This window comes from Bradyrhizobium sp. 4 (assembly GCF_023100905.1).
Lineage (GTDB): Bacteria > Pseudomonadota > Alphaproteobacteria > Rhizobiales > Xanthobacteraceae > Bradyrhizobium.
The window spans coordinates 6,296,080-6,319,063 of the sequence record NZ_CP064686.1 but is presented as its reverse complement, the minus strand read 5'-3'; the positions used below and the strand labels follow the sequence as shown (position 1 = coordinate 6,319,063).

The following is a 22,984-nucleotide window of genomic DNA, read 5'->3' as shown; positions in this document are numbered from 1 at the left end:
AACTCCCATCCAGCGGAATGAGCCTGTCCATGTCCCACTCGACCGCCGCCGCCCCTGTGTCGGAGAGGCTCCATGCTCTGGACGCAGTCAGGGGTGGCGCGCTGCTGCTCGGCATCGTCCTGCACGCGACATTGTCGTTTGTGCCGGCCTCGCCCCGGTTCTGGATCATTCAGGATACCCATCCAAGCGTTACTCTGGGTCTGCTGTCCTTTACCATCCACGTCTTCCGGATGACGACCTTCTTCCTGATGGCCGGCTTCTTTGCCCGCATGAGCTTTCACCGCCGGGGGAGCTGGGGCTTCGTCAGGGACAGGCTGCAGCGGATCGGCCTGCCGTTGGTGATCGGCTGGCCGCTCGTGTTCATGCCGATAGCTCTGATCGTGATCTGGGCATCTCACTTTCCAAATGGCGGTCCGATCCACCCCACGTCCGGCTGGCTGCCGGCATTGCCTAAGTTCCCCCTGACCCACCTCTGGTTTCTGTATGTGCTGCTGGAGCTCTATGTCGCGACGCTGCTGCTGCGCAGTGCAATGGTCTGGCTTGATGTATCAGGGACGCTGCGCATGGTGTTTGACCGTGTCTTCGCGCGGATCATGCGAAATCCGCTGGCTCCCCTGGTTCTGGCAATACCGATCGGCATCGCCTTCTGCCTCGATCCACGATGGATCAACGTGATGGGCGTGAGGACGCCGGATCAATCGCTCGTCACCAACGCGCAGGCCTGGATCGGCTTCGGCACCGCATTCGGCATCGGCTGGCTCCTGCATCGGCAGGTCGATCTGCTGCGGCTCATCGAGCGACGCTGGCTGACGCATGTCCTGCTCGCGCTCTTCCTGATCCTGGTCAGCTTCGCGGTGTCAGGCGTGATGCTGTCGTTGCCTGTCGCGCCGAAACTGCCGGTCAGCTTCGCCACGCTCAGGCTGATCTCCGCCATCCTCTATGCATCGGCGATTTGGGTTTCCACATTCGCGGTCCTCGGCCTCGCCCTCCGCTTCATGTCAGGCTTCAGTCGGACGTGGCGCTACCTCGCCGATGCATCCTACTGGCTCTATCTGATCCACCTGCCGATCGTGATGGCGCTGCAGGTCGCGCTGTCGCAGCTCGACTGGCCCGGGCTGACCAAGTTCGCGATCATTCTCCTTGTCGCGCTTCCTCCGATGCTTGCGAGCTATCATCTGCTGGTGCGCTTCACCTTTATCGGTGTGGTCCTGTATGGCCGCCGCGCCGAAAAGCGGCTTCTCCCGCAAGGCGGAATTGCGACTGCGTAGACAGCGCCGCCCCACCCATTAAGATGCCCGCAACAAAAATATGAGCGGCAAGAATACTCAAGAAAACTTGGGAGAGGCGTCATGAAGTTCGGCATCTTCTATGAGCTGCAACTGCCACGTCCGTGGGTCGCCGGCGACGAGCTCAGCCTCTACCAGAACGCGCTCTCGCAGATGGAACTGGCCGACCAGCTCGGCTACGACCACGCCTGGGTCGTCGAGCATCACTTCCTCGAAGAGTACTCGCACTCGCCCTCGCCGGAATCGTTTCTCGCAGCCGCAAGCCAGCGCACCAGGAACATCCGGCTCGGCCACGGCATCCTCCAGCTCACCACCAACCATCCGGCGCGGGTCGCCGAGCGCGTCGCGGTGCTCGACCTGCTCTCGAACGGGCGCTGCGAATTCGGCATGGGCGAGAGCGCATCCATCACCGAGCTCACACCGTTCGGCCGCGACATGGAGACCAAGAAAGAGGTGTTCGAGGAGGCCGTCGCCGCGATCTTCCCGATGTTCAAGGACGCGGGCAGCGAGCATCACGGCAAGTATTTCGACATCCCCTTGCGCAACGTCGTGCCGAAACCGGTGCAGAAGCCGCATCCGCCATTGTGGATGGCCTGCTCGCAACTACAGACCATCGAGCGCGCCGGCCGCCACGGCTTTGGCGCGCTCGGCTTCCAGTTCGTCAGCGCGGATGCCGCGCATGCCTGGGTGCACGCCTATTACAACGCCATGACCAAGCGTCTCGCCAAGCTCGCCGACTACGAGATCAACCCGAACATGGCGCTGGTGTCGTTCTTCATGTGCGCGAAGACGGACGAGGAGGCCCGCGCCCGCGCCGACGGCGCCACCTTCTTCCAGTTCGCGTTGCGCTTCTACGGCGCCTCACAGAACCGCCAGCGTCCGGCGCCCTACACCGTCAACATGTGGGACGAGTACAACAAGTGGAAACGCGACAACCCGGAGGCGCAGGAGGCGGCGCTGCGCGGCGGCCTGATCGGCTCGCCCGAGACCATCCGCAAGAAGCTGAAGCGTTTCCAGGGCTCGCATATCGACCAGGTCATTTTGCTCAACCAAGCGGGCAAGAACAGCCACGAGCACATCTGCGAATCGCTGGAGCTGTTCGGCCGCGAGGTGATGCCGGAATTCCAGAATGATCCGGCGCAGGCGGCCTGGAAGCAGGGCGTCATGAGCGGCGAGATCAAGCTCGAGGAAATCGACACCGAGGCCTTCACCGACCGCTACGGCAAGCTCGCGGTCAGCGTGGGGCCGGCGAAGGCGGCGGCGGGGTAGGGCAGCGTGTTGCGGCACCGCGGTAGGGACGACCACGAAGTCGAGTGCGCCTCCGCACCATCAACCTGCCGGCGCACGAGCTTTCGGCGGCGATTTTCTCAAGACGCTGTCCGCATCCTTCTACAGCCATGGTGTCTTAAACATAAAGCCGTGTTGGTGTTCGCCTAATCGTCGATCACCATCTCAACCAGCTTCGCTATTTTGTCCCGCGTCAGATCACCCGAGTTTGAAATGTAGGGCTCGACATCCGGCGCATACACAAAGGGGACACCCTTCTTAGTTCCGCTGCCGCCGATGCGAGTCACAACGATGTTGCCAAATGCAGTTGAGATGCTCGTTGGAGCACCATTGCCCACGGTAAAAGTAACTCCGACGGGACGGTGATCATGCCGCTCGATCTGAGGAGAAAAGGAGAATTGGTCTTCGCCGAAATGATGCTTCAGCTCCTCCAGGAAAGGTATTACCTCGCGCTCCATCGCCTGCTTGCAGTACTCGATGTCGGCGGTTCGCTTGTCCTTGTTCTCCGCGGCGATAGTCGTCTGCCTCTCCTTTTCGACGACGGCTGCGGATAATTTCTGTCGGAACTTCTCGGCGAGCTGCTCGGCGTCCATTTTCGTTCCAATCAAACCTGGCCCCAATGATGTTGGAGCTCATAAGACATTGTTAAGGCTTATCGTCAGCCTTTTGTTTCAATGGATTCATCAGAGCGAATGGCGATGCTTCTTTCACTGCGGGTTGGCAACGTGTGCCACCAAACACTCCCGCGTATTCTGTGAGCGGAAAGCGAAGCTTTGAGACGGCTTGCGCGGTGGCGGTTGACACGGCCGCTGGGGGGTTCCTTCCAAAGCCTCGAAACCGCCATCGAGTCATTTCGAGCTCGATTGATTGCTCCGGGGGAACAAAGAACCGCTTGCGGCGTTGTAGGAATTGGTCGGCGCTTCTTCAAGCCACCGCGTATCGCCGCGCTTCTGCGAAAGACGCAATCCAGAATTGGCGGTTTAATGCCCTCCGAACCGAGGCTGGTTTCAGGAATGGCCTCCGATGCCTCCCTCGATCGCCAGGATGAGCTTCCATACCGTCGCCGCCAACAGGCTCTCCTCAGGGAGTTCGGTACGGCTGCACTGCAAACCCGTGACTTCAGGCAAATTCTTCAGCATGCGGCAGAACTCAGTGCTCGCGGTCTGGGATGCTCATACGCCAAGGTTCTGGAATATCTTCCCGACGAGAAGCGTTTGATCGTGCGTGCCGGGATCGGCTGGCCCGCGAGGACAGTAGATCACGTAACGCTCGGTGCTGATATCGAATCGCCCGCGGGCTTTGCCTACCAGACCGGCCAATCGGTCATCTCCAATCACTTGCAGGAAGAGACACGTTTCCGGACGCCGGCGCTTCTGGCCAAGCATGGCATCAAACGTGCGATCAACGTGCTTATCAGGCGAGGTGGCGAGGGCGACGTGCCGTTCGGTGTTCTCGAGGCCGATAGTCACGATCCCGGACAATTCGACGACGCTGATGCGGATTTCCTGGCTGGTTTCGCAGGCCTGCTCGGCATCGCGATTGAGCGCCAACACGCCGACGCCAAGCTTCAGGAAGCTCTTGAGCACGAAGCATTGCTCACGCGTGAGATGAGTCATCGCGTCAAGAACAGCCTCACCTCAGTCGTTGGCCTGCTACGTGTGCAAGCACGTGGGTCGGATTCCGTCGATGTGAAGCACGCATTGGAAAACGCCGCCATGCGCGTCGCTTCGATCGCGGAAGTGCATGATCATCTCTGGCGCGGCAGCAAGGTCGGATTCGTCGATCTTGCCGATTTCGTCGAGCATCTTTGCAGAAATCTTCAGAGTTCGGCGCCGGAACACAGGCTTCAATATCGTTCGGATCCCATCGTCATATCCGCGGACAAGGCCATTCCTCTGGGCTTGCTGGTGAACGAGCTCGTCACAAACGCGATTAAATATGCCTATGTCGATGGGCCGGGTGTCATCGCTGTAGACGCCCGCGAGATCGACGGACATCTGCTGGTCGAAATCTCCGATCAGGGCGCAGGGCTACCCGACGGGTTTGACATCAACCAGCCGCGGAAGAGTCTCGGATTCCGGGTCGTCAGCGGCCTGGTCAGGCAGTTGATGGGCGAGCTTACGATCTCAACAAATATACCGAGGGGAGCGCTATTCACAATCCGGCTCCCTCTTGACCTGCCCGAACAATCGCTCAATGCGAGCTGAATCCTATCCTGGGTTTCGGCATTTGAAGTCTTGAGAGTTATTTACATGGCGTTGGCTACTTCAACCATCCGAGTCCTTGTTGTCGAAGATGAAACATTCATTCGTATGGACGTAGTTGACGTGCTCCGCGCGGCCGGATTTGAAGTGCTAGAGGCACCCGGCGCCGACGAGGCCATTCAGATGCTCGAACGCAACTCTGATGTCCGCCTTGTATTCACGGACATCGATATGCCGGGTTCAATGAACGGTTTGAAATTGGCGGCGGCTGTCAGGGACCGCTGGCCGCCAGTCAGGATCGTTGCAACCTCGGGCCACGTCAAAATACGAGCCGGTGATCTTCCGGCGGACGCCCGGTTTATCCCCAAGCCCTACCAGCCGGTGCAAATCATCGACGCGATCCGCGAGCTGACCAGCGCGGCGTAATGAACTACCCCAGTTGCCAAGAAGGTAAGTTGCAATGAAGACCATGCGGACCTTGTTCATGGCTGCGCTGATCGTTGCCGGGGGTGTCACCCAGGCGCTGGCTGAGTGCCAAATTGCTGACGCAAGGCTGGAGGAGGCCATTCAGCAAAATCCCCGGTTTCGAGGACCAGCCAACAGTCAGGCCGTGCGCGACCTTCGGAGTCTAAGAGATGCCGCTTTCACGCTTCGATCTTATGGACGGCATGACGACTGTGAGCGTCTCCTCGCCAACATTCGCGAACTCATCGCGGGGCCGCCGATGGGGTCGTTGGGAGACAACGATGAGGAAGAGGCCGATAAGCAAATTGCTGCTCGTGAACCGAAAATCAGACGCGGAGCGACTTTAGGCAGCCGTGACAAGAAAGACGCCAAACCGTTGATAAGGATCGACCAACTTACGCCCGGTTTGAGGACCGACGAGATGATTGGGGCGGAGGTCCGCAGTTCCGATGACAAGATCGTCGGCGAGGTGCGTAACATCGTCTTTGGCACAAAAGATGGAAGGGACTACGCGATCGTCGCCTCGGGCGGATTTTTCACCACTGGAAAGGATAGCATCGTGGTGCCGATCCGATCTCTGAAGGTTACGCAGGATCGATCAAGCTTCTTTCTTCCCATTGGGAAGGAAGTCATGAAAACGGTGCCTGTGATGCCTGACCAGGAATACAAGTGGCTCTCCGACCCGGCTTGGCGCGCCAATAACGATGCCTTGTTTGAAAAGCCGTAGCCGACCGGCGGCGCGTTTTTACGCAACGGCGCATCACTAGCTAGCCCAGAGCTTCGTTCACTTCCACATGCAGAGCGTTGCGTCGGTGAGGGCGAAAGCGGACAGGTTGAGACCACCGCCCGTCCCGTAGAGAACCATGTGACCTGAACTGGCGGCGTCGACAGCGATCGTGGCACGGGGAAGTTTTGCAGCATTTTCGTTCCACGGACTTTCCAGTCAGAGCTTCTACAGGCAAACTCCATCGATGGCAGGTCTCTGTCGGCCACCGTCGGCGGATGTGGTGGCGAAGGATTACGGTATAGTCTCAAGCCTCTACGTTCCTGATGAGCGATGCCCTGGAGCGGTCATGGCAAAACATCGGATCTATACGACGAGCTTCGCAAGCGTTTACCCGCTCTACGTTGCGAAGGCGGAGAAGAAAGGACGCACCAAAGCAGAGGTCGATCAGGTCATCTCCTGGTTGACTGGCTATGGTCAGAAGGAGCTGGAAGCTCAACTGGAACAGCGGACGGACTTTGAGACCTTCTTTGCGAAGGCCCCCACACTCAATCCTTCGCGAGCCCTGATCAAGGGCGTGGTTTGCGGCGTCCGGGTCGAGGATGTCAAAGAGCCGACGATGCGAGAGATCCGCTACCTGGACAAGCTGATCGATGAGCTGGCCAAGGGAAAAGCGATGGACAAGATTTTGCGCAAAAGTGCTGACTAAGGGGGCATCCTTCGTCCGCCTGGCTTGGCGACGTTACGGCAGATATCCGGCGACACCCGCCTTTCGCTGCGCGGCCATTGCTGATAAATTTCGTCAAAAGGCGATGGGGAGAAAACGATGCGCCCTCGCGGGACGCCCGCAAATCCGGCAGTTGGGGATGTCACGCCCGCGGTGCTTGCCATCGGTCGCCCGGATTTCCCTGATATCCTGATCGATACACTGCGCCGGGAGGCCGGCGTCGGCCATTGCATGGTGTTCGCGTTGAGCCGTGCCGGCGCCGCACACTGCCTGCTCGATGCCGGCAACATCCCGATCGGCGGCGATCTCGGCGCGGCCTATGCCGGGCAGTTCCACCAATCCGATCCCAACCGCGATGCGTTGTTCGAAGGCGAGGCCCGCGCGACGCTCGTGCTGCCCGCCTTCGCGCCGCGCATGTACGGCGCCCGCTACCGCAAAATGTTCTTTGTGGATTCCGGCATCGTCGACAAATGCGCGACCGCGATCTGGGTCGACGATACCTGTTTCTACGTCAATTTCTATCGCATCGCTGTCCAGGGCCGCTTCAGCGACGCCCAGCGTGCGCGGCTTGAGGCCATCGCGCCGGCCATCAGTGCGAGCGTGGCACGCCATTTCCAGCACGGCTCGGCGGCGACGACCGAGCAGTCTCTCGCCGCGCTCTTCGCGACGCGCGCGCCGCTCGCCAGCCTCACCCCGCGCGAGCAGGACGTTTGCCGGCGCATCCTCTCGGGCTTCAGCTCCGAGGCGATCTCGCAGGCGCTCGGCATCAGCCTGCATTCGACCCTGACCTATCGCAAACGGGCCTATGAGCGGCTCGGCATCTCGTCACAGAGCGAGCTGTTTGCGATCGTGCTGCGCCTGCTCGCCGGCCCGCGCGGCCTGAACTGAAGCTGTCCCAATCGCTGGGGACAGACGGCGCCTCCTGAAGCCGCTAACGTTGGCGGTGATCAGCAATGGAGCGAAGCTTGAGCACCGCGCCGCGCATCGACATCGACCCTGTCGCGTTCTGGGCCGACCCGTACCCGATGCTCGCGACAATGCGCAAGGAGGCGCCAATCGCCTTAGTGCCGCAGCTCGGCTCGACGCTGCTGACGAGCCGCGACGATATCTCGATCTCCGAGAAGCAGATCGACGTGTTCTCCTCGCACCAGCCCGCGGGCCTGATGAACCGGCTGATGGGCCACAACATGATGCGCAAGGACGGCGAGGCGCATCAGGTCGAGCGCCGCGCGATGTTTCCGACGGTGTCGCCGAAGACGGTAAAGGCGCACTGGGCCGCGCTGTTCCAGGCCCATGCCGATCGCATCATCGACGCGATCGAGCCCGGGCGGATCGATTTCATGCGCGACTTCGCGTTGCCGTTCTCCGGCGAATGCCTGAAGTCGATTACCGGCCTCACCAATATCGGCTTTGCGGATATGGACGCCTGGTCACAGGGCATGATCGAGGGTATCGCCAACTACAGCGGCGACGCAGCCGTCGAGGCGCGTTGCCATGCGGCGACGTCGGGCATCGATGCCGCCATCGACGACATCCTGCCTGTGATGCGCAAGCATCCCGACCAGAGCATCCTCGGCGTGCTGCTCGCGTCGGGCATGGCGATGGAGAGCGTGCGCGCCAACGTCAAACTCGCGATCTCAGGCGGCCAGAACGAGCCGCGCAAGGCGATCGCCGGCACGGTATGGGCGCTGCTGAGCCATCCCGACCAGCTCGATCTCGTGCGCAAGGGCGAGGTGACGTGGCTCCAGGCCTTCGAGGAATATGCCCGCTGGATCTCGCCGATCGGCATGTCGCCGCGGCGCATCGCAAAGCCGTGGACGATCCGCGACGTCGCGTTCGAAACCGATGAACGCGTATTCCTCATGTTCGGCTCCGCCAACCGCGACGAGAAGCATTTTGAGCGCGCCGACCAGTTCGACGTGCGGCGTGATACGGCCAAGAGCGTCGCGTTCGGCGCCGGTCCGCATTTCTGCGCCGGTGCCTGGGCCTCGCGCGCCATGATTGCCGACGTCGCACTGCCGACCTTGTTCGCCCGTGCCGGCCGGCTCGAGATCGCCGACGACGAACCGGTGCGGATCGGCGGCTGGGCCTTTCGCGGGCTGCAAAATCTGCCCGTGAGATGGCTGCATTAGTCCGGCAGGGACCGGTCCATCCGCAACGCCGCCATGATGCCATCCTGCTCCTGTTTTGCCCGACGAGTCAAAGCAATTTCGGATAAGGCGTAAGTCATTGTTTTCGCACGCCCCGGCTACTGTGCATGGGGTTGTTTTCGCGATTTTTTAAATCTTGGCCGGGCGCGTGCGTTTTTCACATTCGCGTGCGGAAAAATATCCCCTGCATTCGCTCCGCCGATTGAAAGATTAATCATGCGCTCCGCCATGCGCGCAGTGCTTGCATCGCTATTTTTCCGCGCGTCTCGACACCTTCGATCAGCCGCACCATCATTCCCGAGCACGAATGAAGGACGGCCGCACGCGGCCGGGAGTGTCGGATGCAACGTCGGGACTTTCTCAAACTATCCGTTGGAACTGCGGCAGTCGCCGCATTCGCTTCGCGCGCCAACGCGCAAGGAACGTCACAAGGCGCGGTAAAGGAAATTCGTGTCGGCTACCAGAAGACCGGCGTGCTGGTTATCACGCGTCAGCAGGCCGCCCTGGAAAAACATTTCGCGCCCTTGGGCGTCGACGTGAAATGGGTCGAGTTTTCGTCGGGACCTCCGATGATGGAGGCGATGAATGTCGGCAGCGTCGATTTCGGCGCGGTCGGCGATTCTCCGCCGGTGTTCGCCCAGGCCGCGGGCGCGGCGATCGTCTATGCCGCCGGCCAGCCCATCACCAACGGACAGGGCATCCTGGTGCCGAAGGACTCGCCGATCCGCTCAATCGCCGACCTGAAGGGCAAGCGCGTCGGCTTCACCAAGGGCTCCAGCGCCCACAACATCGTGGTGCAGACGCTGGAGAAAGCCGGCCTCACTTATGCCGACATCACGCCGGTCTATCTGACGCCGCCGGATGCCGGGCCCGCCTTTGCCAATGGCAGCATCGAAGCCTGGGCGATCTGGGATCCGTATTTCGCGATCGGCGAGACCAAGCAGGGCGGCCGCATCCTGATCAATGCGCGCGACGTCACCAAGACAAATTCCTTCTTCATCGCCAACCGCGAGTTCGCCAGGAATCACGGCGCCGTCCTGCAACAGATCATCGATGTGACGACCGCGGCCGGTCAATGGGCCGAGCAGCACCGCGACGAGGTCGCCAAATCGCTCGCCGCGATCACCGGCGTCCCGTTGGACATCCAGACCCTCGCCGCCAATCGCGCGAATTTCGTGGTCGGCCCGGTCACCGACGACGTCGTCACGACCCAGCAGGGTGTCGCCGACCGCTTCCACAAGCTTGGGCTGATCCCGAAGCCGATCGTGATCCGCGATATCGTCTGGCGCAACCCGGCGGCCTGATCGTGCCCACCAATCTCCCCACCTCCAAGGGTTTGAACATGAGGCGTATCATCCAGCGTCTGATCGCGGCCATCGTGCTGTCGATCGGCATCGTCGCCGCCGCGGTCGGCACCTCCTACGGACAGGACAAGGTCGTTCGCATCGGCTACCAGAAATACGGCAAGCTGGTGCTGCTCAAGAGCAAGGGTACGCTGGAGCCGAAGCTAGCGGCCGACGGCTACAAGGTGGTGTGGACCGAATTCCCCTCCGGCCCGCCGCTGCTCGAGGCGCTCAATGTCGGCGCGATCGATTTCGGCAACACCGGCGAAGCCCCGCCGATCTTCGCGCAGGCTGCCGGCGCGCCGATCCAGTATGTCGCCTACGAGCCGCCGGCGCCGAAGGGCGAGGCGATCCTGGTGCCGAAGGATAGCCCGCTGAAATCGGTCGCCGACCTCAAAGGCAAGAAGGTCGCGCTCAACAAGGGCTCCAATGTCCATTACCTCCTGGTCAAGGCGCTAGAGAAAGTCGGCGTCAAATATTCCGAGATCGAGCCTGTGTTTCTCGCGCCAGCCGATGCGCGCGCCGCCTTCGAGCGCGGCGCGGTCGATGCCTGGGTGATCTGGGATCCGTTCCAGGCCGCCGCGGAAGCGGCGACCGGCGCCCGCACGCTCGCTGACGGCACGAACATTGTCGCGAACTACCAGTTCTATTTCTCCTCGAAGAAATTCCTCGAAGCCCATCCTGAGATCGTCGATGCTGTGCTGGCCGAGCTGGGCGCGGTCGACGATTGGGCCAAGGGTGATATCCACGCGGTTGCCGAGCAGCTGGCGCCGTCGATCGGCTTGTCAGTCCCGGTGGTCGAGGTCGCGCTGAAGCGGCAATCCTACGGCATCAAGCCGCTGACCGATGCCGTCATCGCCGATCAGCAGCAGGTTGCGGACGCGTTCTTCGCGCTCAACCTGATCCCCAAATCCATCAAGATTTCCGACGTAGCGCGGAGGCCAGGATCATGAGCACGCACAGCAAGCAAGCGAACGCCAACATCCTCTGGTTCCTGCCGACCCACGGCGACGGCCGCTATCTCGGCACCGGCATCGGCGGCCGCGAGGTCAATTTCAACTATCTGCGCCAGATCGCGCAGGCTGCCGACCAGCTCGGCTATTTCGGCGTGCTGCTGCCGACCGGGCGGTCTTGCGAGGATTCATGGATCGTCGCCTCCTCGGTCGCGCCGTTCACCGAGCGGCTGCGCTATCTCGTGGCGGTCAGGCCCGGCCTGCAATCGCCGAGCGTAGCCGCGCGCATGACCGCGACGCTCGACCGCATCACCAACGGCCGGCTCCTGGTCAACGTCGTCACCGGCGGCGATCCCGTCGAGAACAAGGGCGACGGCATCTTCCTCGCCCATGACGAGCGCTACGAGGTCACCCGCGAGTTCCTCAGCGTCTATAGCGAGCTGCTTGCTGGCAAGACCGTCAATGTCGAGGGCAAGCACATCCATGTCGAAGGCGGCAAGCTGCTGTTTCCTCCGGTGCAGTCGCCGCGTCCGCCGCTCTATTTCGGCGGCTCGTCGGATGCCGGCATCGACGTCGCCGTCGATACCGTCGACAAATATCTGACCTGGGGCGAGCCGCCGGCCTTGGTCGCGGAGAAGATCGCGAAGGTGAGGGAAGTCGCAGCGGCTCGCGGTCGAAAACTATCCTTCGGCATCCGGCTCCACGTGATTGTCCGCGAGACCAGCGACGCGGCTTGGCGTGCGGCGAATGAGCTGATCAAGCATGTCAGCGACGAGACCATCGCGACCGCGCAGAAGAACTTTGAGCGGATGGATTCGGTCGGCCAGCAGCGCATGGCGCAGCTCCATGGCGGCAAGCGCGACAAGCTCGAGATCGCTCCGAATCTGTGGGCCGGTGTCGGTCTCGTGCGTGGCGGCGCCGGCACGGCGCTGGTCGGTGACGCCCAGACGGTCGCGGCCCGCATCAAGGAGTATCAGGACATCGGCATCGATACCTTCATCATGTCGGGCTACCCGCATCTGGAGGAAGCCTATCGTTTCGCCGAGCTGGTGTTCCCGCTGCTCTCGATGGAGCAGCCCAGCAACGTGACCAGGCTTCACTTCAACGGTGGCCCTTTTGGTGAAACGGTCGGCAGCGATTATCGTCCGCAGCAGCAGGTGTCGCAATCATGAGCCTGATCGACAGCGTTTCGCTTCCCCGCGGTTTGCGCCTGCCGCGCGTCGACGGCCTGATTCAGTGGATCGTGCCGCTCGCCATCATCGCGATCTGGCAGGTCGCCAGCGTCACCGGCTTCGTGCCGACGCGGGTGCTGCCGGCGCCGAGCGACGTGTTGCTTGCGGGCTGGAAGCTGCTGCTCTCCGGCGAGCTCGTTCGCAACATCTGGGTCTCGTTCTGGCGCGCCTCGATCGGCTTCCTGATCGGCGGCAGCATCGGCTTTGCCTTCGGCCTCGCCAACGGCCTGTCGCAACTGTCGTCAAAGCTCACCGATACCACGCTGCAGATGGTGCGCAACGTGCCGCATCTGGCGCTGATCCCGCTTGTCATTTTGTGGTTCGGCATCGACGAGAGCGCGAAGCTGTTTTTGGTCGCGCTCGGCGTGTTCTTCCCGATCTACCTCAACACGCTGCACGGCATCCGCACCGTCGACCCGCAGCTGATCGAGATGGGCCGCATTTACGGCATGACCGACGGCGAGCTGTTCCGCCGGGTGATCTTTCCGGGCGCGCTGCCCTCGATCTTCGTCGGCATCCGTTTTGCGCTCGGCATCATGTGGCTGACCTTGATCGTCGCCGAGACCATCGCGGCGTCCTCGGGCCTCGGTTACATGGCGATGCAGGCGCGCGAGTTCATGCTGATCGACGTCGTGGTGCTCTCGATCCTGATCTACGCGCTGCTCGGCAAGCTCGCCGACAGCGCCTCCCGCGTGCTGGAGCGCCTGACGCTCTCCTGGCACCCCGCTTATTGGAAACGCTGAGCAGACATACTGGGAATCACATGCAGACAGCCCTTCGTACCTCCCTTCCGGACACCGAACTCGCCAGCCGCGCCCATTTCGCGCCTCACGCCCGCGTCGTGCGCGAGGAGCGCCCGGTGCAGACATCTGGCCTGCCGCTCAGCATCCGCGGCTTGCGCAAATCCTACGGCGACAACGAGGTGCTGCGCGGCATCGACCTGCACATCCCCGCCGGCCAGTTCGTCGCGATTGTGGGCAAGAGCGGCTGCGGCAAGAGCACGCTGCTGCGCCTCATCGCGGGCCTGGAGAAGTTCGACGCCGGCAGCATCTCGCTCGGCGACGCCGTGAAGCCCGAGGATATCCGCGTGATGTTCCAGGAGCCGCGGCTGTTGCCTTGGGCCCGCGTTCTCTCCAATGTCGAGGTCGGCCTCGGTCGCGATCGTTCATCCAGTGATGCGCATACACGCGCCGATAAGGCGTTGACCGAAGTCGGACTGACCGACAAGCGCGACCAGTGGCCCTCGGTACTGTCGGGCGGCCAGAAGCAGCGCGTAGCTCTTGCCCGCGCGCTGGTCTCGCGTCCCCGTGTGCTCGCCTTCGACGAGCCGCTTGGCGCGCTGGACGCGTTGACCCGCATCTCGATGCAGCGGTTGCTGGAGCGCGTCTGGCGCGACCAGGGCTTTACCGCGATCCTGGTAACCCACGATGTCGCCGAGGCGGTCGCGCTGGCCGACCGGGTGCTGGTGATCGAGGAAGGGCGGATCGCCCACGACGTCGTGGTTAACACGGCCCGGCCGCGCGAACGTGGCTCGGCCGAGCTCGCGGGTCTCGAAGGCTCGATCCTGAGCCACCTTTTGTCGGCGGACGATCGTACCTAGATAGACAGGGACCCCCGCTTGGGGACGATGCCATGAATGTAGTGCCCCGCGATCTCATGACCGAAAATGTCGTCTCCTCCGCCGATTTCCGCGGCGCCATGCGCCATCTCACCGGCGGCGTCAGCGTCATCACCGCCGGACGGGGCAAGGACATCACCGGCATGACCGTCACCTCGGTCAGCTCGTTCTCGGTCGATCCGCCGACGCTGATCGTCAGCATCAACCGCGACGCCTCCTCCTTCCCGCTGATCCGGCGCCACGGCGCTTTCGGCGTGAACATCCTCGCGGCCGATCAGCTCGACATCGCCGAGCGCTTTGCCGGCAAGGGCGGGCTCAAGGGCGCCGATCGTTTCGCGGGCGCCAGATGGGTGACGGCGGTCTCGGGTGTTCCGCTGCTGGTCGGCGCATTGTCCGCCGTCGATTGCGAAGTCGAGGAGATCTTCGAGCGCCATTCGCATGGGATCATCATCGGGCGGGTGCGAGACGTCAGGAATTCGACCCGCAATGCTGCGCTGGCCTATTGGCACGGCCAGTACGTGGCGGTGGATCAGGACGAAGACGCACTCCGGCTTGCGGACGTCAGCGTTCCCACCCAGGTCCGGCGCGGCGTTTGATCGCCGCCGGCCACAGGCCGTGCAGGCTGGCCTTTTCCCCGTCATCGCTCTAGAAGCGCTGCCTGAGCCTCCCGCCGGGACAGCAATGGAGCGCAATGATGAAACGCGTCGCGACCTGGGCTTTCTATGCGGTCGGCGCGCTCGCGATCGCCTATCTCGCGCTCTATGCCTATGCGATGTTCAGCGGCCATCCGATCGTGCCGGGCGACCCCATCCAGATCTTCCGCAGGCCGGATGCGCCGAGCTATTCGTGAGGTTCTCTCCTCGTCATGGCCGGGCTTGGCCCGGCCATCCACGCGCCGCCGCGCTTCCCGGAGAGACGTGGATGGGACAAGCCCGGGCATGACGGCGGAGTGCGTGGCGACTACCCCCGCGAGATCGCCAGCGCCAGCGCCTGCGCGCGCGGCACGATGCTGTCGAGCTCGAGATATTCCTCCGGCGTGTGCGCGAGCCCGCCGACCGGGCCTAGTCCGCAGATGGTCGGCGTTCCGACCGCGGCGGTGAAGCCGGAATCGGCGCAGCCGCCGGAGAACTCGCCTTCGAGCGTGGTGAGGCCGGCCTGCTTTGCGGCGGCCTGATAGTTCTCGAACAACGCCTTTGAATCGGCGCTCTGCACCACCGGCACGAATTCGCCCTTGACCGTCAGCGTCGCGCTGGTGCCGGGCACGTAAGGTGTCGCGATGATGGTCTCGATCGCGGCCATCACCCTCGCGCGGTCCGCCGGATCGACGTAGCGCAGGTCGATCTGCCCTTCAGCGTAAGGCGCGGTCGTGTTGACGGACTGCCCGCCCGAGACAAGGCCGACATTGAGCGTGATGCCCTTGTCGAGATCAGTCAGCGCGTGGATATGCACGATCTTGTGCGCGAGCTCGCCGATTGCGCTGACGCCGGCGGCGAAATTGGCGCCGGAATGCGCGGCTTTGCCGATGATGGCGAAATGCATGAAGATGCCGCCCTTGCGGCCGGTGACGATATTGCCGGTCGGGCGGCCTGGCTCGGAATTGAACACGGCGCGCGCGGCGCGTCCTTCGCGCTCGATCACCGGCCGTGAGGAGGGCGATCCGATCTCCTCGTCCGAGGTGATCAGCAGCTTGATCGGGTGCGGATTGCCGCCGAATTTGTGGAAGGCGGTTGCCACGAATATGTTCATGACGACGCCGGACTTCATGTCCGCAACACCAGGACCATAGGCGCGCTTGTCTTGAATCGTGAACGGACGCCGCGCGGCCTCGCCTTTGCCGAACACGGTGTCGCGATGTCCCATCAACAGCACCGGCTTCTCGTTGCTGCCGGGCTTTGCCACCTCGGCGTGGATCGCATCGCCGAAAGTGCCGTGGCTTTCGCGCCGGAACGGAATGCCATGCTCGGCAAAATGCCGCTCGAACCGCGCCCCGACCGCATCGACGCCTTCCTTGTCATAGGATCCGGAATCGATGTTCACGACATCGCGCAGCAGGTCGATCATCGCCTGCCGCTGCGTCGCCAGCCAGTCCGTGATTTGAGCTTGAGACATGTTGACCCTCGCGTGGTTCTCACGCGGGGTTATAGGGCCTTGTGGGGGCTTGACCTAGTCGCCGGATGCGGTGCGGCCATGCCGCGGTTCAAGGCGGGATATCTCTCCACCTTCGCCGGGACGACACTGGGGCGTGGCGCGCGGTGACGTTCTATCTCAAACAAAAATGCCCGGGATTGATCCCGGGCATTCGCATTCTCTCAATCGGCGTGGATCTTACGCCCCTACCATCGGCATGCGCGGATACTCCCCCGGGGTGCCGGCTGGCGTGATCGGAATGCCGCCGTCGGAATATTCGTTGAGCTTGTTGCGCAGCGTCCGGATCGAGATGCCCAGGATATTGGCGGCATGGGTCCGGTTGCCGAGGCAGTGCTTCAGCGTCTCCAGGATCAGGTCGCGCTCCACATCGGCGACGGTGCGGCCGACCAGGGCCCGCGTCACCTGCTCGGCGGCCATGGTGGCATGCGCCACGGCCGGCACGGTTTTGGCGAGGTCGAGGCGGTCGCCGTCGGGCGTGAGGATCGCATCGGCGCCGATCTCGTCGCCCTGTGCCATCAGGACTGACCGGTGCATGGTGTTTTCGAGTTCGCGGACATTGCCCTGCCAGCGGTTGGTGGAGAGCACGCGGCGCGCTTCCGCCGAGATCGGGCGCATCGGCACGCCGTTGGCTTCGGCGTATTTCTTCACGAAGTGCTGGGCGAGCTCGAGAATGTCGAGGGGACGCTCGCGCAGCGGCGGGATCTTCAGATTCACGACGTTGAGCCGGAACAAGAGGTCCTCGCGGAACGCGCCCTCGCGCACGGCCTCGACCAGGTTGCGGTTCGAGGTCGCGATGATGCGGATGTCCACCGGGACCGGCTTGGTGCCGCCGACGCGGTCGATCACGCGCTCCTGGATGGCGCGGAGCAGTTTCGATTGCAGGCGGACGTCCATCTCCGAGATTTCGTCGAGCAGCAGCGTGCCGCCGGTCGCCTCCTCGAACTTGCCGATGCGGCGGGCGATCGCCCCGGTGAAGGCGCCCTTCTCGTGGCCGAACAGCTCGGACTCCAGCAGATGCTCGGGGATCGCGGCGCAGTTGATCGAGATGAACGGGCGCTTGGCGCGTCCCGAGCGGGTGTGGACGTAGCGAGCCAGCACTTCCTTGCCTGTCCCGGATTCGCCGGTGATCATCACCGAAGCGTCCGAGCCCGCGATCTGCTGGGCGAGCTTGATCACCTTGGCCATCGCCTCGTCGCGATAGACCAGCTCGCGGGAATCGTTGGCGACTGCGGCCAGCACCGCAGCGATCAGTTCCGGATCCGGCGGCAGCGGGATGTATTCCTTGGCGCCGGCTCGGATCGCGGCGACCGCGGCGCGGGCGTCGTTGGTGATGCCGCAGGCGACGATCGGCGCATGGATGTGCTCGGCCTCCAGCCGCATCACGAGATCGCGGATGTCGAGGGCGACGTCGACCAGCAGGAGGTCGGCGCCCTTGCCGCCGCGCAGCACGCGCATCGCCTGATCGTGATCCTCGGCATGGGTCACGGTAGCGCCGTTCGCCATCGCGATCTTGGTGGCGGTGGTGAGCTGGCCCTTCAATGTGCCAACGATGAGAAGCCGCATATCAGTCTCCTGTCCGTCTGGTCGCGCTGCCGCGCGTCGTCGCTTTAGGCGCGTTCAGTCTTGATGATTTCAGTCATGGTCACGCCGAGCTTGTCCTCCACCAGGACGACTTCGCCGCGGGCGACCAGCTTGTTGTTGACGTAGATGTCGATGGCTTCGCCGACGCGCCGGTCGAGCTCGAGCACGGTCCCAGGTCCGAGCTTCAACAGCTCGCTGACGTCCATCTTGGAGCGGCCGAGCACGGCCGAGACCTGCACCGGCACGTCGAATACGGCCTCGAGGTCGGCAGCGGCGCGCGTCGCATATTCGTCCTCGTTGTAGCCGACGTCGGTGCCGGTAGGCGGCATCGGGCCGTTGAGATCGGGCAGCGGGACCTGTCCGTCAGTGTCGCTCATGATTTAACTCCCCCTGCGGGACGCAACGTAGCGCCCCACCATTTCGTCGATCTTGGCCGCGATGGCGGCGCGCTCCAGCACGACGCCGCCATCGGCCCATTCGATCCGGCAGTCGCCGGTGGCAATCTCGGGCTCGGCCAGAATCACCAGCCGGCCTTCGAAGCCGTTCTGCCTGGCCAGCCGCTCGATGTTCTCGCGCGCGGCATCGTAGAGCGCGTCGTTGATGCGGACGACGAGATGCGGCGTCGCGACCAGATGCGAGAAGCAGTCCTTGACCAGCGCGACGATCTCGCCGAGCGGCTCGGCGGCGACCAGATCGGCGCACAGCTTGCGCGCCACCGCGACCGCGACGTCGACCGCCTCGGTCTCCATCTTGGATTCGATGTTGCCGATGCCCGAAGCGATGCCCCGGATGGCGATGTTGATCTCTTCCATGGCGAGCGCGACACGGCGGTCGCTCTCGGCCTTGGCCTCGCGCTGGCCAGCGGCGAAGCCGTCCTGATAGGCGCGCGCCTCGGCTTCCGCGACCTTCTGGGCGATCTCGGCCGCGGTTGCGGCCTTCTCGCGCGTCCGGTCGGGCGCTGCGAAGTCGTTGTCGAACAGGAATTTTGCCGGAGCGGCCATCAATACACCAGCTCGTCGTCGGCGCGGTTCTTGGTCAGCATGATCTCGCCCTTGGCGGCGAGGTCCTTGGCGAGATTGACCAGCAGCGCCTGGGCCTCGTCGACGTCGCGCAGGCGGACCGGACCCATCGCCGCCATGTCGTCCTGGAGCATTTTGGCCGCACGAGAAGACATGTTGCCGAAGAAGAAGTTGCGGACGTCCTCGTTGGCGCTCTTGAGCGCGACGCCGAGCTTGTCCTTGTCGACGTTGCGCATCAGGGTCTGGGCGGAGCCGGAATCCAGCTTCACGAGGTCGTCGAAGGTGAACATCAGCGCCTTGATGCGCTCGGCCGATTCGCGGTTGTCCTCTTCCAGCGAGGTGATGAAGCGGGTTTCGGTCTGGCGGTCGAAATTGTTGAAGATTTCCGCCATCACCTCGTGGGCGTCGCGTCGGCGGGTCTGGGACAGATTGGACATGAATTCGGTCCGCAGCGTCTTCTCCACGCTCTCGATCACCTCCTTCTGCACCGCCTCCATCTTCAGCATGCGGTTGACGACGTCGAGCGCCAGATCCTCGGGGAAGATGCCGAGCACGCGGGCGGCGTGTTCCGGCTTCAGCTTCGACAGCACCACCGCGATGGTCTGCGGATATTCGTTCTTGAGATAGTTGGCGAGCACCTCTTCCTGCACGTTGGAGAGCTTCTCCCACATGTTACGGCCGGCGGGGCCGCGGATTTCGTCCATGATGCCGTTGACGCGCTCGGGGGCAAGGTATTGCTGGAGCAGCCGCTCGGTGGCGTCGAAATTGCCCATCAGCGCGCCGGAGGCCGACATCCGCGAGACGAATTCGAGCAGCATGTCCTCCACCGTGTCGACCTCGACGGTGCCGAGCGTCGACATCTCCAGGGAGAGCTGGCGCACCTCGTCGTCGTCGAGCAAGCCCCAGATCTTGCCGCCATACTGCTCGCCGAGCGCCAGCATCAGGATCGCGGCGCGCTTCGGCCCCGGTACTGCTTCGGTCTTGGCGCCCGCGCGGCCGACGGCACGCTGACCGAGCGTGGAGATCACGCTGGTGATGTCGTTGGAATTGGCGTTTTGCAGGGCAGCGGCCATGTCGGATCACTTCTCGATTATTTCGCGGGTTCGGTCAGCCATTGGCGGATGATGGCGACCGTCTCGTTGGGATTGCGCTCGGCGAGTTCGCCGACGCGATGGACGGATTGGGCATGGACCTGGCCCTGGACGGTGGCGACGTCGATCGCGCTCGCAGCGCCGCTCGGCAGGAGCGGCTGGCTGGCGGGCGCGGCCTCGTCGCTCGCGGGACCGGTGAGGACGCCGGAGATGGCGGCTGCGACTTCGTCCGATGCCAGGATGCGCTTGACCAGCGGCCGGATGACCAGGAACAGCACGACCAGGCCGAGCAGCATCATCACGCCAAGCTCGACGAAGTACATGACGTCGTCCTTGGTGAACTGGAGCATGCCGAGCAAGCCGCTCGGCTCCGCGATCGGGGTGGTGGACGGGGCGTCGGCAAAGCGCAGATTGACGACCTCGACCTGGTCGCCGCGCTTCTGGTCGAAGCCGATCGCCGAGCGCACCAGCGTGGCGATCCGATCGAGCTGCTCCTTGGTGCGGTCCTGGTAGGCCAGATCGCCCTTCTCGTTCTTGGAGTAGATGCCGTCGACCAGCACCGCGACCGAGATGCGGTTGACCCGGCCGGCCTCGGTCACCTCGGTCTTGGTGGTGCGGGAGATCTCGTAATTGTTGGTCTCTTCGCTCTTCTTGCTCTGGTCCTTGGCCGCGACGCCGCCGTTCTGCTGGTTGCCGGGCAACTCGTTGTTGACGGTGACCTGGCCGTTGTTGTCGGCCGTCATGCTCTGCTCTTCGCGGGTCTGGCTCGAGCGCAGCACGCGGCCTTCGGGGTCGTACTTGTCCGAGGTCTGGGTGATCTTGTTGAAGTCGAAATCGGCGGAGAGCTGGACCCGGGCGCGTCCCGTCCCCACCACGGACGAGACGATGTCCTCGACCTGCTTGCGCATCCGCTTCTCGAAGGCGGTGCGACGCTCGTCGCCGATCTGCTGGTCCGGATCGGTTTGCGCGCCGTCGGCGAGCAGCTGTCCAGTCTCGTCGACGATCGAGACCCGCTGCGGCTTCAGCCCGTTCACGGCCGAGGCCACGAGGTGGCGGATGGCGCGGATCTGCTGGGCTTCCAGCGCACCGCGGACCCGAACCACGATCGAGGCCGACGGCTCCGGCGCCTCGCGCGAGAACAGCGGGCGCTCGGGCAGCACCAAATGGACGCGGGCGGCCTGGATGCGGTCGATGGCGCGGATGGTGCGGGCGAGCTCGCCTTCCAACGCGCGGAGATGGTTGATGTTCTGGACGAAAGAGGTGGTGCCGAGCGCATCCGACTTGTCGAACACCTCGTAGCCGACGCCGCCGCCCTTGGGCAGGCCGCCCTCGGCGAGCTTCATCCGCAGGCGGGTGACCTTGTCCTTGGGCACCATGATGATGGTGCCCTCGTTGCGCAGCTCGAACTGGATGCCCTGCCGCTCCAGGTCCTTGATGATGCCCGAGGAGTCCTCGACGCTGAGGTCGGTGAACAGCGTCGTCATCTGCGGCGTGGTGACGCGCATGATGACGAACGCAAAGAAGCCGACGAGCGCGGCGGTGACCGCGATCATCGCCCCGAACCGGGCGGCTCCAATACCCTTCAGAAAGTCCGCAAGACCTTGCAAGCAACCGCCCCGACAGATTCGGCTGCTTTCACAGGAAAGGCCGACTGGGCAATTATTGCCTAGGTGATGGTTTCGATATGGTTAACGAAGGTTAAGAGCTGCGACAAAAGTCGCGCCAAAACGAAACATGAAAAAAATCGGCCTCGCAAGGCGAGGCCGATTTTCGTCAAAAGCCGCAGATTTCCGGATTGCCTACTGGCGATATTGTTGGATACGGGTGGTGCGAAGTCCCGCCAGACCATGCTGGTCGATCGAAAACTGCCAGGAGAGGAATTCGTCAACCGTCAGGGTATAACGGCTGCAGGCCTCCTCAAGGGAGAGAAGACCGCCACGGACTGCGGCGACGACCTCGGCCTTGCGGCGGATGACCCAGCGTTTGGTGCCGGGTGCAGGCAGATCCGCAATCGTCAACGGACTACCGTCCGGCCCGATGACGTATTTTACCCTCGGGCGATGGGGTTCTGTCATGGCGTACTCACAAACTCTCAACCACTGAACTCACTCAGGAACCCTACGCGCGCCGGCTTAAAAATCCGCTAAGCCTAAGGCTTCAATACAATTCTCGTTGAAAATGGCTGGAACGCAGCCGTCTCGACCGGCGGGACGGTGCGTCCAGGCGGGCCGAGGGGGGTGTTCGTAAATACTTTACTAACGAACGAGGCCTGCGCGCGACGCTGCAAGGCCCCAATTGTCGTCCTGGCGAACGCCAGGACCCATTACCCAGGGAGGAGTTGCTACGACGACCCGGGGTCAGGTCCTCGCGCCAAAACGACTTGCGGTGGTTATGCGTCCTGGCTTTCGCCAGGACGACACCGAATATTCAGTCGCGACATTCCGCCTTTAATTGCTGGCCGTCGCGATGATGCTCTTGACCTGGCTCAAGGTGTAGCTGGAGCCGTCGATGGTCAGCAGCGGCGGCGACTGGGTCAGGTCGACGGATGACACCGTGCCCTGCACCTGCGCGGCGATGCCGACATTGTTGTTGGCGACATCCTTGCCCGTGGCCGAGATCGTGTACTTGCCGTCGGGCCATTGCGTGCCGTCATTGCCCATTCCGTTCCAGGTGAACGGGACGTCGGTGCCCGCGCCGGCGGTGTATTTGCCGGTGAACACGGTCTGGCCGCTGGCATTGGCGATGGTGATGTCGACGGTGGCGTCGCTCGGCACGTTGAGATGCCAGGTCGCCGACGAATTCGTCATGGTCCCGGTGGTGCCGTCGACCAGGGCGGTCTTGCCGACGAAGCCAAGCGCCTGGGTCGCCTGAGTGGTCTGTTGCAGGGTGACGAGTTGGGACAGCGAGTCGTTGGTCTTGAGCTGCTGCTCGACGCCGGCGAACTGCACCAGCTGCTGGGTGAACTGGTTGGTGTCGAGTGGATCGAGCGGGTTCTGGTTCTGCAGCTGCGTCGTCAGCAGCGTCAGGAAGGTCTGGAAGTTGCCAGCGAGCGTCGCGCCGGTGGTCGAGCCCAGGCCGGGGTTCGACGAGGATTTCGGCAGGTCCGTCGTGCCGGAGACGACGGATGGGGCAGTGGCGGCATTCGTGGTGGTCATG

General features: G+C 63.2%; 24 protein-coding genes. 15 read left to right on the top strand and 9 right to left on the bottom strand.

Features of this window, described 5'->3' with window-relative positions:
- The first annotated feature begins 29 nt into the window (after positions 1 to 29).
- Positions 30 to 1,268 (top strand): acyltransferase family protein, encoded by a 1,239-nt coding sequence (locus IVB45_RS30165; RefSeq protein WP_247358315.1) that lies wholly within the window; start codon positions 30 to 32, stop codon positions 1,266 to 1,268.
- Between the two features lie 81 nt (positions 1,269 to 1,349).
- Positions 1,350 to 2,555, top strand: coding sequence for an LLM class flavin-dependent oxidoreductase (locus IVB45_RS30160; protein ID WP_247358316.1), 1,206 nt, complete (start codon positions 1,350 to 1,352; stop codon positions 2,553 to 2,555).
- Positions 2,556 to 2,719: 164 nt separating this feature from the next.
- On the opposite strand, the gene IVB45_RS30155 is transcribed toward IVB45_RS30160, so the two are convergent.
- Complete coding sequence (locus IVB45_RS30155; protein WP_247358317.1) at positions 2,720 to 3,166, bottom strand: hypothetical protein; 447 nt, start codon at positions 3,164 to 3,166, stop codon at positions 2,720 to 2,722.
- Positions 3,167 to 3,556: 390 nt separating this feature from the next.
- Between IVB45_RS30155 and IVB45_RS30150 the strand changes: the two genes are divergently transcribed.
- From IVB45_RS30150 to IVB45_RS30090, 13 genes are all read left to right on the top strand, one after another.
- Positions 3,557 to 4,780, top strand: a complete 1,224-nt coding sequence (locus IVB45_RS30150) for a histidine kinase dimerization/phosphoacceptor domain -containing protein (protein WP_247358318.1) — start codon at positions 3,557 to 3,559, stop codon at positions 4,778 to 4,780.
- A 45-nt stretch (positions 4,781 to 4,825) separates the two neighbouring features.
- Positions 4,826 to 5,203, top strand: coding sequence for a response regulator (locus tag IVB45_RS30145; RefSeq protein ID WP_247358319.1), 378 nt, complete (start codon positions 4,826 to 4,828; stop codon positions 5,201 to 5,203).
- A gap of 58 nt (positions 5,204 to 5,261) precedes the next feature.
- Positions 5,262 to 5,969: a PRC-barrel domain-containing protein gene (locus IVB45_RS30140; protein WP_247358320.1), complete on the top strand. Its 708-nt coding sequence runs from the start codon at positions 5,262 to 5,264 to the stop codon at positions 5,967 to 5,969.
- A 346-nt stretch (positions 5,970 to 6,315) separates the two neighbouring features.
- Positions 6,316 to 6,675, top strand: a complete 360-nt coding sequence (locus IVB45_RS30135) for a DUF2200 domain-containing protein (protein ID WP_247358321.1) — start codon at positions 6,316 to 6,318, stop codon at positions 6,673 to 6,675.
- A 117-nt stretch (positions 6,676 to 6,792) separates the two neighbouring features.
- Positions 6,793 to 7,581 carry a helix-turn-helix transcriptional regulator gene (locus IVB45_RS30130; protein ID WP_247358322.1) on the top strand — a complete coding sequence of 263 codons (789 nt, stop codon included), beginning with the start codon at positions 6,793 to 6,795 and terminating at the stop codon, positions 7,579 to 7,581.
- Between the two features lie 77 nt (positions 7,582 to 7,658).
- Positions 7,659 to 8,825 carry a cytochrome P450 gene (locus tag IVB45_RS30125; RefSeq protein ID WP_247358323.1) on the top strand — a complete coding sequence of 389 codons (1,167 nt, stop codon included), beginning with the start codon at positions 7,659 to 7,661 and terminating at the stop codon, positions 8,823 to 8,825.
- Positions 8,826 to 9,184: 359 nt separating this feature from the next.
- Positions 9,185 to 10,147 carry a sulfonate ABC transporter substrate-binding protein gene (locus IVB45_RS30120; protein WP_247358324.1) on the top strand — a complete coding sequence of 321 codons (963 nt, stop codon included), beginning with the start codon at positions 9,185 to 9,187 and terminating at the stop codon, positions 10,145 to 10,147.
- Between the two features lie 38 nt (positions 10,148 to 10,185).
- Positions 10,186 to 11,139: a sulfonate ABC transporter substrate-binding protein gene (locus tag IVB45_RS30115; protein WP_247287685.1), complete on the top strand. Its 954-nt coding sequence runs from the start codon at positions 10,186 to 10,188 to the stop codon at positions 11,137 to 11,139.
- Entirely contained in the window at positions 11,136 to 12,311 is a 1,176-nt protein-coding gene (ssuD, locus tag IVB45_RS30110; protein WP_247358325.1) for an FMNH2-dependent alkanesulfonate monooxygenase, read from the top strand. The genes IVB45_RS30115 and ssuD overlap by 4 nt, the downstream gene beginning before the upstream one ends.
- Positions 12,308 to 13,114 carry an aliphatic sulfonate ABC transporter permease SsuC gene (gene ssuC, locus IVB45_RS30105; protein ID WP_027519919.1) on the top strand — a complete coding sequence of 269 codons (807 nt, stop codon included), beginning with the start codon at positions 12,308 to 12,310 and terminating at the stop codon, positions 13,112 to 13,114. Before ssuD ends, ssuC begins: the two co-directional genes overlap by 4 nt.
- 20 nt (positions 13,115 to 13,134) lie before the next feature.
- The gene (locus tag IVB45_RS30100) at positions 13,135 to 13,971 is read left to right on the top strand and encodes an ATP-binding cassette domain-containing protein (RefSeq protein WP_027570429.1); all 837 of its coding nucleotides are present in this window, start codon (positions 13,135 to 13,137) and stop codon (positions 13,969 to 13,971) included.
- Positions 13,972 to 14,003: 32 nt separating this feature from the next.
- Positions 14,004 to 14,585 carry a flavin reductase family protein gene (locus IVB45_RS30095; protein WP_247358326.1) on the top strand — a complete coding sequence of 194 codons (582 nt, stop codon included), beginning with the start codon at positions 14,004 to 14,006 and terminating at the stop codon, positions 14,583 to 14,585.
- A gap of 95 nt (positions 14,586 to 14,680) precedes the next feature.
- Complete coding sequence (locus IVB45_RS30090; protein ID WP_018453881.1) at positions 14,681 to 14,839, top strand: hypothetical protein; 159 nt, start codon at positions 14,681 to 14,683, stop codon at positions 14,837 to 14,839.
- Between the two features lie 110 nt (positions 14,840 to 14,949).
- Here IVB45_RS30090 and IVB45_RS30085 read toward each other — a convergent pair whose 3' ends face one another.
- From IVB45_RS30085 to IVB45_RS30050, 8 genes are all read right to left on the bottom strand, one after another.
- Complete coding sequence (locus IVB45_RS30085; protein ID WP_247358327.1) at positions 14,950 to 16,098, bottom strand: M20 family metallopeptidase; 1,149 nt, start codon at positions 16,096 to 16,098, stop codon at positions 14,950 to 14,952.
- A 216-nt stretch (positions 16,099 to 16,314) separates the two neighbouring features.
- Positions 16,315 to 17,700 carry a sigma-54 dependent transcriptional regulator gene (locus tag IVB45_RS30080; protein WP_247358328.1) on the bottom strand — a complete coding sequence of 462 codons (1,386 nt, stop codon included), beginning with the start codon at positions 17,698 to 17,700 and terminating at the stop codon, positions 16,315 to 16,317.
- 44 nt (positions 17,701 to 17,744) lie between these two features.
- Positions 17,745 to 18,095: a flagellar motor switch protein FliN gene (gene fliN / locus IVB45_RS30075; protein ID WP_007596160.1), complete on the bottom strand. Its 351-nt coding sequence runs from the start codon at positions 18,093 to 18,095 to the stop codon at positions 17,745 to 17,747.
- Positions 18,096 to 18,098: 3 nt separating this feature from the next.
- The gene (locus IVB45_RS30070; RefSeq protein ID WP_007614077.1) at positions 18,099 to 18,719 is read right to left on the bottom strand and encodes a FliH/SctL family protein; all 621 of its coding nucleotides are present in this window, start codon (positions 18,717 to 18,719) and stop codon (positions 18,099 to 18,101) included.
- A complete protein-coding gene (fliG, locus tag IVB45_RS30065) occupies positions 18,719 to 19,810 on the bottom strand; it encodes a flagellar motor switch protein FliG (RefSeq protein WP_007614076.1) in 1,092 nt (363 codons plus the stop codon). Before fliG ends, IVB45_RS30070 begins: the two co-directional genes overlap by 1 nt.
- A 17-nt stretch (positions 19,811 to 19,827) precedes the next feature.
- The gene (gene fliF / locus IVB45_RS30060; protein ID WP_027570433.1) at positions 19,828 to 21,435 is read right to left on the bottom strand and encodes a flagellar basal-body MS-ring/collar protein FliF; all 1,608 of its coding nucleotides are present in this window, start codon (positions 21,433 to 21,435) and stop codon (positions 19,828 to 19,830) included.
- A gap of 192 nt (positions 21,436 to 21,627) precedes the next feature.
- Positions 21,628 to 21,903, bottom strand: a complete 276-nt coding sequence (locus tag IVB45_RS30055) for a DUF1153 domain-containing protein (RefSeq protein ID WP_002714638.1) — start codon at positions 21,901 to 21,903, stop codon at positions 21,628 to 21,630.
- A gap of 372 nt (positions 21,904 to 22,275) precedes the next feature.
- Positions 22,276 to 22,983: a flagellar hook capping FlgD N-terminal domain-containing protein gene (locus IVB45_RS30050; RefSeq protein WP_027570434.1), complete on the bottom strand. Its 708-nt coding sequence runs from the start codon at positions 22,981 to 22,983 to the stop codon at positions 22,276 to 22,278.
- Between the last annotated feature and the right edge of the window lies 1 nt (position 22,984).